The sequence below is a fragment of the Brevundimonas pondensis genome, assembly GCF_017487345.1.
GTDB classification, from domain to species: Bacteria; Pseudomonadota; Alphaproteobacteria; order Caulobacterales; family Caulobacteraceae; genus Brevundimonas; species Brevundimonas pondensis.
Genome location: NZ_CP062006.1, coordinates 1,233,136 through 1,246,165, shown reverse-complemented (window position 1 = coordinate 1,246,165; position 13,030 = coordinate 1,233,136). Strand labels below are relative to the sequence as shown.

13 protein-coding genes and 1 tRNA gene are annotated in these 13,030 nt (G+C 66.6%); 7 read left to right on the top strand and 7 right to left on the bottom strand.

What is annotated here, in order from left to right; genetic code table 11:
- Positions 1-98 precede the first annotated feature (98 nt).
- Positions 99-536 carry an HIT family protein gene (locus IFE19_RS06280; RefSeq protein WP_207826509.1) on the top strand — a complete coding sequence of 146 codons (438 nt, stop codon included), beginning with the start codon at positions 99-101 and terminating at the stop codon, positions 534-536.
- On the opposite strand, the gene IFE19_RS06275 is transcribed toward IFE19_RS06280, so the two are convergent.
- Positions 537-887 carry a DMT family protein gene (locus IFE19_RS06275; protein ID WP_105564781.1) on the bottom strand — a complete coding sequence of 117 codons (351 nt, stop codon included), beginning with the start codon at positions 885-887 and terminating at the stop codon, positions 537-539. It lies immediately after the preceding gene.
- 51 nt (positions 888-938) lie between these two features.
- Between IFE19_RS06275 and IFE19_RS06270 the strand changes: the two genes are divergently transcribed.
- The 4 genes from IFE19_RS06270 to IFE19_RS06255 all read left to right on the top strand — a co-directional run bounded on the left by IFE19_RS06270 (position 939) and on the right by IFE19_RS06255 (position 2,636).
- Positions 939-1,014, top strand: a tRNA-Thr gene (locus IFE19_RS06270).
- 56 nt (positions 1,015-1,070) lie between these two features.
- Positions 1,071-1,361, top strand: a complete 291-nt coding sequence (locus IFE19_RS06265) for a hypothetical protein (protein WP_207826507.1) — start codon at positions 1,071-1,073, stop codon at positions 1,359-1,361.
- Between the two features lie 92 nt (positions 1,362-1,453).
- Positions 1,454-1,927, top strand: coding sequence for a GNAT family N-acetyltransferase (locus IFE19_RS06260; protein ID WP_207826505.1), 474 nt, complete (start codon positions 1,454-1,456; stop codon positions 1,925-1,927).
- An 82-nt stretch (positions 1,928-2,009) separates the two neighbouring features.
- Positions 2,010-2,636 (top strand): TetR/AcrR family transcriptional regulator, encoded by a 627-nt coding sequence (locus tag IFE19_RS06255; protein ID WP_207826504.1) that lies wholly within the window; start codon positions 2,010-2,012, stop codon positions 2,634-2,636.
- 175 nt (positions 2,637-2,811) lie between these two features.
- On the opposite strand, the gene feoB is transcribed toward IFE19_RS06255, so the two are convergent.
- Positions 2,812-4,695, bottom strand: coding sequence for a ferrous iron transporter B (feoB, locus tag IFE19_RS06250; RefSeq protein ID WP_207826503.1), 1,884 nt, complete (start codon positions 4,693-4,695; stop codon positions 2,812-2,814).
- Positions 4,695-4,982 carry a FeoA family protein gene (locus tag IFE19_RS06245; RefSeq protein ID WP_207826502.1) on the bottom strand — a complete coding sequence of 96 codons (288 nt, stop codon included), beginning with the start codon at positions 4,980-4,982 and terminating at the stop codon, positions 4,695-4,697. The genes feoB and IFE19_RS06245 overlap by 1 nt, the downstream gene beginning before the upstream one ends.
- 263 nt (positions 4,983-5,245) lie before the next feature.
- On the opposite strand from IFE19_RS06245, the gene IFE19_RS06240 reads away from it, so the two are divergent.
- Complete coding sequence (locus IFE19_RS06240; protein ID WP_318780468.1) at positions 5,246-5,665, top strand: c-type cytochrome; 420 nt, start codon at positions 5,246-5,248, stop codon at positions 5,663-5,665.
- Between the two features lie 19 nt (positions 5,666-5,684).
- Here the strand turns inward: IFE19_RS06240 and IFE19_RS06235 are convergent, their stop codons facing one another.
- From IFE19_RS06235 to IFE19_RS06220, 4 genes are all read right to left on the bottom strand, one after another.
- On the bottom strand, positions 5,685-8,918 hold the full coding sequence (locus IFE19_RS06235) for an efflux RND transporter permease subunit (protein ID WP_207827444.1): 3,234 nt from the start codon (positions 8,916-8,918) through the stop codon (positions 5,685-5,687).
- A 2-nt stretch (positions 8,919-8,920) separates the two neighbouring features.
- Complete coding sequence (locus IFE19_RS06230) at positions 8,921-10,048, bottom strand: efflux RND transporter periplasmic adaptor subunit (protein ID WP_207826501.1); 1,128 nt, start codon at positions 10,046-10,048, stop codon at positions 8,921-8,923.
- A gap of 110 nt (positions 10,049-10,158) precedes the next feature.
- Positions 10,159-10,935 (bottom strand): hypothetical protein, encoded by a 777-nt coding sequence (locus IFE19_RS06225; protein WP_225910433.1) that lies wholly within the window; start codon positions 10,933-10,935, stop codon positions 10,159-10,161.
- On the bottom strand, positions 10,932-11,696 hold the full coding sequence (locus IFE19_RS06220) for a class II aldolase/adducin family protein (RefSeq protein ID WP_207826500.1): 765 nt from the start codon (positions 11,694-11,696) through the stop codon (positions 10,932-10,934). Before IFE19_RS06220 ends, IFE19_RS06225 begins: the two co-directional genes overlap by 4 nt.
- Before the next feature lie 171 nt (positions 11,697-11,867).
- Between IFE19_RS06220 and IFE19_RS06215 the strand changes: the two genes are divergently transcribed.
- Positions 11,868-13,001, top strand: a complete 1,134-nt coding sequence (locus IFE19_RS06215; protein WP_225910432.1) for a DUF2336 domain-containing protein — start codon at positions 11,868-11,870, stop codon at positions 12,999-13,001.
- The last annotated feature ends 29 nt before the right edge of the window (positions 13,002-13,030 follow it).

The window sequence follows — 13,030 nt, the reverse complement described above, 5'->3', positions numbered from 1 at the left end:
AACCTTGACCATATAGTGCGCCAGATCAGGTTTCGCTCCCGTGCGAAATCCGCCCTGCCCTGCTAGCCTGACGCCGACACCTCTGACGGAGCCTCCCCATGAGCCTTCACGGCGCCTACGACCCCGACAACATCTTCGCCAAGATCCTGCGTGGTGAGATCCCCAGCGTAAAGGTGTGGGAGGACGACGACGTCCTGGCCTTCATGGACGTCTTCCCCCAGTCCGAGGGCCATGTCCTGGTGGTGTCCAAGACATCCACGGCGCGCAATCTGCTGGAGATCGAGCCGGACGCGCTCGCCAAACTGACCGCCGCCGTCCAGCGCACCGCCCGCGCCGTCGAAAAGGCGCTGAAACCCGAGGGCCTCAGCCTGATGCAGTTCAACGGCGAGGCCGGCGGCCAGACCGTCTTCCACCTGCATTTCCACATCGTGCCGCGCTGGGCCGACCGCGCCATGAAGGGCCACGGCCACGCCCCCATGGCCGACGCCGAACAGCTGAAGGCCCTGGCGACCCGCATCGCCGCCGAATTGGACTGACTAAAGCGGGCCTTTGAAGATGAAGAAGGCCCCGCCCGCGATCAGCGAAAAGCCGACCAGATGGTTCAGGGTCAGCTTCTCGCCAAGGTAGAGCACCGAGAAGACGGCGAAGACCAGCAGGGTGATCACCTCCTGCATGGTCTTCAGCTCGGCCGCCGAATAGACCTGATGACCGATGCGGTTGGCGGGCACGGCCAGGCAGTATTCGAAGAAGGCGATGCCCCAGCTCAGGATCACCACGATCCACAAGGGTTTGGCCCCGAATTTCAGGTGCCCATACCAGGCGAAGGTCATGAAGACGTTCGACAGGGCCAGCAAAAGGATCGGCGTGAGATAGGGCGTCATCGGCATGGCCGGACTGTGCTTGCGTCCCGACGATTCCACCAGCATAAGGCCCGCAGCGCCGGTTTAGCTCAGTTGGTAGAGCGCCAGTTTTGTAAACTGGATGTCGCGGGTTCGATTCCTGCAACCGGCACCATCCATTGAATTATCGATCAATGTTCGACAAACTTCCTTCTTTCGGAGGGAAAAGTCATGTTCGCCACCCTGGTCGCCATTGTTGCTTTGCAGACCACTGCGCCTGCCGGAACGCCTGAAGCACGAACCCCGCCCCGCCCGGCTGCGACCGCACGGACCAACTCCCGACGTCCCGACCAACAGCGCCCGGTCTGCGAGCGCCGCGCACGCACCGGATCGGTGCTGAGACGCGACATCTGTGTCACCGCTCAACAGGCCGCCGACCAGCAGAGCATCGCCAAGCAACAGATCGAGCAAGCCACGGCCGGCGTCGCCCATGAGGAACTGCCCCTGACCGACCCCAACTGACCGGTCGCCGCGTGTCCGAACGTCGCACCCGCTAGCCTTTGCCGCAAGGCGAGGTCTATGGCTGCTGCAAACAGTATGGCAGCGGTCGCCGAATGGCATCTTCCGAAAGCGAAATCTCCTTCCGTCGCATCACCTCGGAAAATGTTTCCGAAGTCTGCGAGCTGAGTGAAACCTTGTCTCCCGAGCAACGCGAGATGGTGGCCGACAACGGCGTCTCCATCGCCGAGGGCTTCTGCTCGCAGGCTGCCTGGTTCCGGGCGATCTATCTGGACGAGACCCTGGTGGGTTTCGTCATGGTGAACGACGGCGACGAGTGGGATGACGGCATCGAATGCGACGGCCCCTATCTGTGGCGGCTGATGATCGCGGGCCCGCATCAGAGCGCCGGGGTCGGCCGCCGTGCGGTCGAAATGGCGAAGCAAAGGCTGCGTCGGCGCGGCTATGCAGCGCTCTACACCAGCTACGGCCTGGGCGAAGGCAGCCCCGAAGCCTTCTACAAGGCGCTGGGCTTCGTTCCGACCGGCGGCTATTTCGGCGAGGAGATCGAGGTCAGTGTCGCCCTCTAGGTCCATCGCAGGCCGAGACGCGCTTGTGACCGGCACGAGAACCGACTAGGCCTTGCCCTCTCCTTCCCACGCCCCCTGCCTTATGTCCAAGACGACCAACAAACTGGGCCACAAGATCGGGACGCGTGGCGCGCGAACCCGTCGCGCCATTCTCGACGCTCTGCGAGGACTGCTGAACCACAAGCATCTGGGCGAGATCCGCGCCGCCGATGTGGCGCTGGCGGCGGGCGTCTCGGCGCCGACCTTCTACACCTATTTCAAGTCGGTCGAGGAAGGCTTGCTGATCCTCTGTGAGGAAGCCGGCGAGGACTTCCAGCGGCTGGCTCGGCACATTCACGCCGACTGGACCGCCGACCGCGCCTTCGAATCCGTGCGCGCCTATGTGCTGGAGGTCCTGGCCCTGTGGAACGACCACGGGCCGGTGCTGCGGGTCGAGCACATGCTGGCGGACAAGGGCGAGCCCGGCTTCGCAGAGAGCCGGATCAAGCGGATGCGCCGTCTGCACCTGGCGCTGGAACGCCGCATCGCCCAAGCCAAGGCCAACGGCGCTCACCCCGAAGGACTGAGCCCGCGTCTGACCTCCTATGAGACCGCCAACCTGGTGGAATCCGTCGCCGCCGGCTTCGCCCTGATGCGCCGCGCCGACACACCCGAGGCCATCGTCGACACGACAGCCCATATCGTGGTCAAGCTGACGACGGGGCGCTGAAGACCGAGCCGGTCGTCAACGCCCCTGCATTTTTGTGGGTCCCGGTCAGAAGGCTCCGCCTTCTCGACCCGACGCGGAACATTCCTGCCGGCCGCGGTCAGAAGGCTCCGCCTTCTCGACCCGACGCGGCCTGACGGCCTCAAGCAGCGCGCAGCGCGTTAGGCCACTAAGATGTCTAGCCCCCGCCCAGCGCCACAGCGACGTGATAGACGATGAAGGCCGCCAGATAGGCCAGGCCGAACAGATAGCCGACCATGATCATGGTCCACTTCATCGAGCCGGTCTCGCGACGGACCACGCCCAGGGTGGGCAGACATTGCGGCGCGAAGACATACCAGGCCAGGAAGGCCAGGCCCGTCGCCAGCGACCAGTCGGCCGACAGGACCGAGGCCAGGGCGCCGACGTTCTCCTCGGCGCCGGCGATCGAATAGACCGTGCCGAGGACCGCCACGGCGACCTCGCGCGCAGCCATGCCGGGCACCAGAGCCACCACCATCTGCCAGCTGAAGCCGATGGGGGCGAAGACAGGTTCCAGCGCCTTGCCGATCATGCCGGCGAAGGAATAGTCGATGGCCGGACCTGTCGCCCCTTCCGGCGGATAGGGGAAGGTCGCCAACGCCCAGACGATAATCATCAGCGGCAGGATGATCTTGCCCGCACGACGGATGAAGATCTTGGCCCGCAGCCACAGATTGAACAGGACGCTCTTGATGTCAGGGATCTTGTAGGCCGGCAGTTCCATCATGAAGGGTTCGACCGCGCCGCGCCAGAAGACCCGGCGGATCACCAGCGACACCAGCAGCGCGCTGACGATGCCCGCCGCATAGAGGCCGAACATCACCAGGCCCTGCAGACTGGCCCAGCCCCAGACCGTCTCATTGGGAATGAAGGCGGCGATGATCAGCGTATAGACGGGGATGCGCGCCGAGCAGGTCATCAGCGGCGCGATCAGGATGGTGGTCAGACGGTCGCGCTTCGCCTCGATGACTCGCGTCGCCATGATGCCGGGAATGGCGCAGGCGAAGCTGGACAGCAGAGGGATGAAGGCGCGGCCGTGCAACCCCGCCCCGCCCATGATCTTGTCCATCAGAAAGGCCGCGCGGGCCATGTAGCCGAAGTCTTCCAGCACGATGATGAACAGGAAGATGATCAGGATCTGCGGCAGGAAAACCAGGACGCTGCCGACCCCGCCGATCAGGCCGTCGACGATCAGGCTTTGCAGCAAGCCCGTGAAACCCTGATCCGGCAGGACTGTCGCCACCCAGCCGCCGACCAGGGCGAAGAAGGCCTCGATGCTGTCCATCGCCGGGGTGGCCCAGGTGAAAACGGCCTGGAACATGACGAACAGGATGCCCAGCAAGATGGCCAGACCGGCGACGGGATGCAGCAGGACGCTGTCGATCTTGCCGGTCAGGGTGTCCGGCCGCTCGGGCGGGCGAACACAGGCCTTCATGATGCGCTCGGCCTCGCGGTGAGCGGCGCGGATTTCAGCAGCGGACGGAGCGTGCCATTCGCTGGGTGTCTCACCCACGGCCAGATCGGCCTGGGCCTGGGCTGCAGCGACCAGCTCAACGATGCCGCGCTTGCGCGTGGCTACGGTCGTGACAACCGGGGCGCCGATCTCAGCCGACAGTTTTTCCAGGTCGATACGCAGCCCCTGGCGCTGGGCGATGTCGTACATGTTGAGCGCCAGCACCATCGGCCGCCCGACCTGTTTCAGCTCCAGCGCCAGTCGCAGCACCAGACGCAGGTTGGTGGCGTCGGCGACGCAGACCACCACGTCCGGCGGGGTCTCGCCCGGCAGGGCGCCGAGCACGGCGTCGCGGGTGACTTCCTCGTCCAGACTGCGGGCGCGAAGGGAATAGGTGCCCGGCAGGTCCAGCACCGACAGGGTGCGGCCGTCGGCGGCGTGGATGCGCCCCTCCTTCCGCTCGACGGTGACCCCGGCGTAGTTGGCGACCTTTTGGTGAGCGCCGGTCAGGGCGTTGAACAGGGCGGTCTTGCCGCTGTTGGGGTTGCCGACGAGAGCAATACGGGCGGTGCGAACGGCCATGTCCATCAGACGGCTCCCCCATTCTGGTGGTGACGGTCCAGACGGATCATCAGACTGGCCGCCTCATGCCGGCGCAGGGCCACGCGCATGTCGTCCACCTTCATTGCGATGGGGTCTCGTCCGAAAAGACCTTCGTGCAGCATCTCGATACGGGCGCCCTCGACGAAGCCCAGTTCCAGCAGGCGGCGCTCCAATTCGACCTCGTGGTCCTGGTGGTGGCAATGCGTGCCGACCTGAACGATGACGCCGCGATCGCCGCGTCGGGCCTGGCTGAGTTTGATGGTGTCGGTCATGGCGCTCATTACGACGGCGCCCGGCGCCGCTCACTTAAGTTGACAGTGATTATCAGCTGCGAACCATTCGCGTCCAGTAAGGATAACCGCTGCAGTTGCGACTAAACGCCCATCGGCTATCAGGAGGGACTGGCCTAAGGAGTTCGCCATGCGCACCCAACTGATGCTTTTCGCCGCCCTGACCGCCACGCTGGCTCTGGCCGCCTGTGGGGATAACGCCGCCCCGCCGCCACCGATGCGACGCCCAAGGCCCCCCCCCGCCCGTGCCGACCGAGGCCGAAAAGGTCGCCATGCTGGCCGCCCTGCCCGCCCCATATAACGCCGGCGATCTGGAGAACGGCCGCCGCGCCTTCGCCCGATGCCGGTCGTGCCACACCATAACGCCCGGCGGCCCGAACATGGCGGGCCCCAATCTCTATGGCGTCTTCGGCCGTCAGGCCGGGGCCCTGGACAAGTACAGCTACTCCCATGCCCTGCGGTCGGCCGGCTTCACATGGGACGCCGATAAGCTGGATCACTGGCTGGAAAACCCCAAGACCTTCCTGCCCGGCAACAAGATGACCTTCGCCGGCCTGCGTGACGCCACGGACCGCCGCGACGTCATCGCCTTCCTCAAGGTAGAGACCGGCTACGCCCCGGAAACGGCGAAGGCCGCCGCTACCGCGACGGCCCCCGCTTCCTGACCCTCGGGCGCCGGGTGGATCAGCCCGGCGTCATGTCCGGCGTCTTGCCATCGGCGATTTCCTGGGCCTCCCACTCCTCGATCTTGCGCGCCGTGTACTCCGGCGACCTGGTGAAGCGCGCCAGCACGCCATAGATGACCGGCACCACGAACAGGGTCAGCATGGTGGCGAACATCGCCCCCGTGAAGATGACCACGCCGATGGTCTGGCGGCTGCCGGCGCCCGCGCCTTGCCACAGCATCAGCGGCAGGGCGCCGAAGGCCGTGGCGATCGAGGTCATGATGATCGGGCGCAGACGAAGGGACGACGACTCGATGATCGCCTCGCGGATCGTCCGTCCCTGATCGCGCAGCTGGTTTGCGAACTCGACGATCAGGATGCCGTTCTTGGCCGCCACCCCGATCAGGATGATCAGGCCGATCTGACTGTAGATGTTTAGGCTGGAGCCCGCCATCAACAGGCCGAACAGCCCGCCAGCCGCCGCCAGAGGCACGGTCAGCATGATGACCGCCGGCGTGATCCAGCTCTCGAACTGAGCCGCCAGCACCAGGAAGACCAACAGCAGGGCCAGGGCGAAGGCCCAGCCCACGGCGCTGCCCGCCTCCTGCTGATCACGCGCCGCCCCGCCCCAGCGGATCGTGGTCACGCCCTGCGGCTGCTTGGCCGCCTCGGCGTTGAGGAAGGCCACGGCGTCGTCGATGGTGGTGCCGGGGTTCAGATCGGCTTGGAGCGAGATGGCTCGCTGGCGGTCCAGACGACGACGGTCGGGGGTGTCGCCGGAGGTCTGGGTGGTGACCACCGCAGACAGCGGCACCAGTTGGCCCGCGCCAGTCGAGACATAGAGCGCCTGCAGGTCAGCAACTCCGCGGCGGTTGTCGCGCTCGGTCTGCAGGATGACGTCATATTCCTGACCGCCCTTGATGTAGGTGGTGGCGCGGCGGGAGCCGAACATGGTTTCCAGGGTGCGGCCGATCTGTTGCGACGACACGCCCAGCGCCGCCGCCTTCTGCGGATCCACATCGACCAGCAGGCGTGGCGCGTTGGGCTCATAGTTGAGGCGAGGACGCGAGAAGCCGGGGTTCTCCTGCGCCGCCGCCAGGATGGGTTGCAGCCAGTTGTAGATAGCGCCGTATTCCGAACCCATGACGATCATCTCGACCGAGTTGGAATTGCCGCCGCCACGCTGGAAGGCGCCGGGGGTCGAGGCGTTGACCTGGGCGTCGGTCTGGCCACGCAACTTGCCGTTCAGCTCTTGCGCGATCTCGTCGGCCGAACGCTTGCGTTCCGACCAGTCCTTCAGCGTCAGGCTGGCGTTGCCCGAGTTGTAGCTGCCGCCCCCAAAGCCGGGCGCCGAGACCAGATAAGAATCGACCTCGCCGTTGGCCTTGTACTCGGCCAGGATCGGCTCCAGGCCCAGCATGATCTTGCGGGTGTAATCAAAGCCCGCGCCTTCCGGCCCCTGGACCCGGACGCCGACGCGGCCCCTGTCCTCAGGCGGCACCAGCTCGTTAGGCAGAATCAGGAAGATGCCCCCCGCCCCGGCCGCGACCAGGACGATCAGTCCCACCACCCCGGCCACCGCAATGCGCCGCCCCAGCAGAGCGTTCAGCGAGTTGGCGTAGGAGGTCTTCAGCGCATCCATGGCCCGATCGACACGGCGCGCCACCCAGCCGCCAGAATGCGCCGGCTTCAGAATTTTCGACGCCAGCATGGGCGACAGGCTGAGCGCCAGGAAGGCCGAGAAGGCCACAGCCGCAGCGATGGCCGCCGCCAGTTCGACGAACAGGCGCCCGACATATCCCGGCAGGAACAGCAGCGGCGCAAACACCGACAGCAGGACAACGGTCGTCGCCACGACGGCGAAGAAGACCTGACGCGCGCCGCGCTCGGCGGCGATCAGCGGCGGCTCGCCGTGATCCAGTCGGCGCTGGATGTTCTCGACCACGACGATAGCGTCATCGACCACCAGACCGATGGCCAGCACCAGGGCCAGCAGGGTCAGCAGGTTCAGCGAGAAGCCCAACGGGGCCAGGACGATGAAGGTCGCCAGCAGGCAGATGGGCGCCACAACCGATGGGATGATCGCCGCCCGCAGACTGCCCAGGAAGATGAAGTTGACCAGGGCCACCAACGCCATCGAAATGCCGATGGTGATCCAGACCTCGTCGATGGCGTGCGAGGTGAAGACCGAGTTGTCGGACCCGACCTCCAGCGTGGTGCCGGGCGGCAGGGTCGGCTTGACCTGCTCCATCAGAGCGCGCGCGCCTTCGGAAATGGCCAGGTCGTTGGACTGGGCCTGACGGGTGACAGCCAGGCCGATCTGGTCGATGCCATTGCCGCGGAACAGGCGCCGCGCCTCGGAGGGCGCCTCCTCGATCCGGGCGATATCGCCCAGGCGCGTGACATAGGCGGCGTTGCCCACAAGGGCGCCGGTCACGCCATTGGTCATGGAGGTTGACGCCGCCGCCAGGGTGCCGGACGACTGGGCTCCCGTCGCGGTCGAGGCCGAGCCGCGCGTGCCGATCGGCAACTGGGCGAAGTCAGCGGGTCGCGCATAGGTGCGGGCCACGCGGACGGTATAATCCTTCTGCGCCGACTCCAGCGAACCGGCGGGCAGTTCGACGTTCTGATTGTTCAGCGCGGTTTCCACGTCGCTCACGGTCAGGCCGCGCGCGGCCATGGCGGCGGCGTCCAGCCAGATGCGCATGGCGTAGCGCTGCTCGCCATAGATCTGCACCTGGGCCACGCCCGGCACGGTGGCGAAGCGATCGACCAGATAGCGGTCCGCGTAGTCCGTCAGCTCCAGACGGTTCATCGTCGTCGAGCGCAAGAACATGACCATGATCGGCTGGCTGTCGGAATCGGCCTTGGCCACCTCTGGAGGGTCCGCCTGATCCGGCAGACGCCCGACCACGCGCGAGATGCGGTCGCGCACGTCATTGGCCGCGTCGTCGATGTTGCGGTCCAGCGAGAACTCGATGTTCACATTGGAGCGGCCGTCGCGGCTGGACGAGTTGATGCGCTCGACGCCCTGGATGCCGGCGATCTGCTGCTCGATCGGCTCAGTGATCCGGCTCTCGATGACCTCGGCCGAGGCCCCGGCATAGCTGGTGCTGACCGAGACGACCGGCGGATCGACGTCCGGCAACTCGCGCACCGGCAGGAAGAAGAAAGCCGCCAGGCCGATGACGCACAGGACGATGGCGCCCACCGCCGCAAAAACGGGGCGGCGGACTGAAACATCGGACAACATCATTAGCGGGCCGCCTGAGCCGCGCGCGCGCCGCCCTTCTGAGCCCCGCCGCCGACCGTGACCGGCGCGCCGGGCTGGATGCGATTCAAGCCTGAAGCGACAACGTGGTCGTTGTTGTCCAGACCCGACAGGATCTCGACAAAACCGCCCTCGACGGCGCCGGTCTGCACCTCGACCCTCTGGGCGGTCGTGCCGTTCTCGCCGCGCGCGATGCGATAGACGAAAGCGCCCTGGCCTTCATACTGAACGGCGGCCTCGGGCACCGACAGGCTCTGGCGGCGGCCCTGATGCACGGCGACGCGCATCATCATGCCGGGACGGATCCGGTTTCCCGGATTGGCGAACTCGGCCCGGGCGATGACCGCGCGGGTCTGTTCATTGACGCGCGTATCCACGAGGGCGATGCGCCCGTCGAAGGTCTCGCCCGCATAGGCGTCTGCCGTGGCGCTCAGCGGCGTGCCGATCTGCAGCGCGCCCAGATAGCGTTCCGGAAGGGGGAAATCGACGCGAATGGCGCTGGTGTCGTCCAGTGTGGTGATGACCGATCCAGGCGAGATCAGCGTGCCCGGCGTCACCGTCGTCAGGCCCAGAACCCCGGCGAATGGCGCACGCAGGATGCGATCGCCGCGACGCGCTTCCGACGCAGCGACGGCGGCGCGGGCGCTCTCCAGAGCGGTTTCCGCCTGCTCGGCCGTGACCCGCGGGGCCACCCCGCGCTCGGCCAGAATCCTGTAGCGATCATATTCACGCTGGGCCTGAAGAAGTTGAGCCCGCGCCTGGATCAGGTCAGCGTCTTCCTCGCGCGCCTGAAGCTCGACCAGGGGCGCGCCGGCGGCGACACGCTGGCCGTCAGCGAACATGACGCGAGTGATCAGTTCGGTCGTGCTCGAGGTGATGTTGACCGAGCGCTTGCTGCGCGCCACGCCCAGGACCCGGATCTGATCTGCGAACTCACGCGGTGTCGCGATGGCTTCAGCCACGGCCTGACCGCGCCCGCCGCCGGGGCCGCCACGACCGGGGCCGCCTGCGCCGCCCTTGTCGTCCGCCAGGGTGACCTTCAGCACCGCCGCCAGGACCATCAGCCCCACCAGACACGCCGCCACGAGAATGAAAAAATGGCGTTTGAACACGCGACGCAGTCTCCCCGACAACAAGCGGTCCCGCTTAGCGGGTCATGGCCGTTACGCAAATAAAGTATCTGTAACGTTGGGAGGGCTGGGTTCCGTCGCGGAAATCCGGATCAAAAACGCCGCCAGATCCCGATGACTGGCCCGCCGGCCACGGGCGTGTCTCGTCCCGCCACGGCCTGCCGCCATCCTCCCTGCAGGCTCCAGACGCCGAGGTCGCGAACGGCTGTGACTTCGACCGACAACCAGCGCGCGCCGTCATCGTCGACGGCTCCGCCGAACCCCTGGGCCATCACCATCCAGGTTTCGCCCAGATGCACGCCCGCCGTCAGATCGACGCGCACCTCGTCTGGCAGCCCGTCTCGCCAACGCCGAGCCACCTGGGCCTCGACAAAGCTGCGTCGCGGCGCCCAGTTCACGCCCGAACCGTCGATGGAACGCCCGGCCAGAAGCCGCATCTCCCAGTCGTGGTCGCCAGCGCCTGGCGGGGCATAGCCAGCGTTGCGCCCTGATCCGGCCTGGGCGTAGCCCCCATAGATCGCCACCACGCCGCTGTCGTCGCGCCAGGCCTGCCAACGGGTGCCGATCTCGATCGGCCCTCGCCCCTCGTAGTTGGCGTAGTCGTCACGCCCCGACTGCCAATCGCCCTTGAATTGCACATTCAGCCGATCGCTCAGGCCGTACTCCACCAGCAGCGACGCCGCGCGATCCACGCGTTCGGCCGCCAGGTCGATCTTGCCGCCAGTCACGAAGCTCTGATCGGCGCGCATGTCCTCATATTTGACGATGGCCTGGCCCTGCCCCCTGGGCAGATTCCAGGCGCCGGCGAAGGCGGAAGTCCCCGCGCCCGCCAGCCCCAGGATGATCAACAGCCCCCCGACCGCCCTCACACGTCGTAGCCTGGTGATTTTCGTTCGAGCTGCCGCAGGGCGCCAGGCCAGGCCAGGGCGGAGACGAAGCCGATGCCCCGCCCCTGATCTTTCGTCTCGGCCTGAGCCGCATCCGGAGCGGTCAGAACATGCTCGCGACCGCCGGAGAGAGCCGCCACCTGCTGGGCGCAGGCCCGTTCCAGGAAGAAGATCCCGACCCAGGCCTGGGCCGCCGTTTCGCCCACCGCCATCGTGCCGTGGTTGCGCAACAGCATCAGCGGCTTGTCGCCCAGATCGGCCACCAGCCGTTCCCGCTCGTCGTGGTTCAGCGCCAGACCTTCGTAGCCATGATAGGCGACCTGATGTTGCAACAGGCAGGCGTTCTGGCTGATCGGCAGCAGACCGTCCTTCTGAGCTGCCACCCCGACGCCGTTCACCGTATGCAGGTGGATGACGAACCTGGCGTCCTCGCGCGCCGCGTGAACCGCCGAGTGGATGGTGAAACCCGCCGGATTGATGAAGTTGGTCGTGTCCTGAACAATGTTGCCGTCCAGATCGACCTTCACCAGAGAAGAGGCTGTAATTTCGTCGAAATACCAGCCGTAAGGGTTGATCAGGAAGTGGTGTTCGGGTCCAGGCACACGGGCCGAGATGTGAGTGAAGATCATATCGTCCCACCCGTGCAACGCCACCAGTCGATAAAGCGCGGCCAGTTCGACCCGCACCTGCCATTCAGCCTCCGACACCCGCGTCTTCAGCGACGCCGCCGATCCGTCCGCCATGACGACCTCCCTTCATTCCTTATCGTTGTTCTGTTGAAGGTCGCGCTGCGTCGCGCTCGCGTCAAGCGGCGCGGATGCCCCGGCCGAAGGTTTCGTTAACCCTGTTTTCACGCGCCCGGACGACTATGCCGCACGGCCGAAGCGGCCGCCTTTCGAGCCGCGGAGCCGCCGGTGTCCACAGTCGTACCGCTTGAGCCGGCCAAGCCTTCGCAAGCCGTGCCCTTGTCCGGGCTGGATCAATTGCTCGACCTGGCGAAGAAGCGCTCGCCCGACGACCAGAACCGTCTGCTGATGGGGGTGGCCGGCCTCTATGAATCCGCCGGCGCCCACGGCGGTGCGCCGGAAGCCCTGGCCGACATCTTCATCGCCCTGACCCGCAGCGCCGAACGCGAAATCCGCCAGGTCCTGGCCCAGCGCCTGGCCAGGGCCGATTGGGCGCCCGCCGCCCTGGTGCGGATGCTGGCCGCCGACGAGATCGAGATCGCCCGTCCGGTCATCGCCGCCAGCCCGCTGCTGCTGGACGACGATCTGCTGCAGCTTCTGGCTGACTGTTCGATCGAGCATCAGATCCAGGTCGCCCTGCGCCCCGACATAGGCCCTGCCGTAGCCCGCGCCATCGTCATCGGTCGCGACCCGGCGGTGATGACCGCCCTGGCCACCAATCGCAGCGCCCGGATCGACGCCGCGACCTTCGCCGATCTGGTGGGCCAGGCGCAACAGCTTGCCGCCCTGCGCGCGCCCCTGACCCGCCACCCCTCGCTGGATGAGACCCTGGCCCTGCGGCTGTTTCAATGGGTCGGAGAGGCCCTGCGCCAGGCGATCAGCGACCGCTTTCCGATTGATCCCGCCCGCCTGGCCGAGGCTGCGCGCGAGGCGACCCATCAGGCCGCAGCTGTCGAATGGGGCGCGATCGCCGCGCCGCCCGCCGCCGACGACCTCGACGCCCGACTCGTGGCCAAGCTGCACGCGGCGGGCCAACTGCGCCCCGCCTATCTGATCCGCGCCCTGCGCGAGGAAAAGCTGGGTGTCTTCGCCCACGGTCTGGCGGTTCTGGGCCGGTTCGACGTGGCGCAGGTCTGGCGCGCCCTGCGCGGCGACACTGCCCGCCCCCTGTTTCTGGCCTGCATCGCCGTCGGCCTGGATCGCGCCGCCTTCCCCGCCCTGCTGACCGAAATCCGTAAGCTGAACAAGGGCTTTCCTCGCGATCCCGACAGCTCGGCGTGGCGCCTGGCCGAACGTTCGGCGGATCAGGCGGCCTATGAGTTTCGCTTGCTGATGGCCGAAATCGGCGACGCTTCCGTTTGACACGAGCCTTCCGCTCCGCTTGCCTAGCG

Bases quoted from the DNA above. Each gene is read 5' to 3' on its own strand.
- IFE19_RS06280 (WP_207826509.1), top strand. From the start codon at position 99: ATGAGCCTTCACGGCGCCTACGACCCCGACAACATCTTCGCCAAGATC.
- IFE19_RS06275 (WP_105564781.1), bottom strand. From the start codon at position 887: ATGCCGATGACGCCCTATCTCACGCCGATCCTTTTGCTGGCCCTGTCG.
- IFE19_RS06265 (WP_207826507.1), top strand. From the start codon at position 1,071: ATGTTCGCCACCCTGGTCGCCATTGTTGCTTTGCAGACCACTGCGCCT.
- IFE19_RS06260 (WP_207826505.1), top strand. From the start codon at position 1,454: ATGGCATCTTCCGAAAGCGAAATCTCCTTCCGTCGCATCACCTCGGAA.
- IFE19_RS06255 (WP_207826504.1), top strand. From the start codon at position 2,010: ATGTCCAAGACGACCAACAAACTGGGCCACAAGATCGGGACGCGTGGC.
- feoB (WP_207826503.1), bottom strand. From the start codon at position 4,695: ATGGACATGGCCGTTCGCACCGCCCGTATTGCTCTCGTCGGCAACCCC.
- IFE19_RS06245 (WP_207826502.1), bottom strand. From the start codon at position 4,982: ATGACCGACACCATCAAACTCAGCCAGGCCCGACGCGGCGATCGCGGC.
- IFE19_RS06235 (WP_207827444.1), bottom strand. From the start codon at position 8,918: ATGTTGTCCGATGTTTCAGTCCGCCGCCCCGTTTTTGCGGCGGTGGGC.
- IFE19_RS06220 (WP_207826500.1), bottom strand. From the start codon at position 11,696: ATGGCGGACGGATCGGCGGCGTCGCTGAAGACGCGGGTGTCGGAGGCT.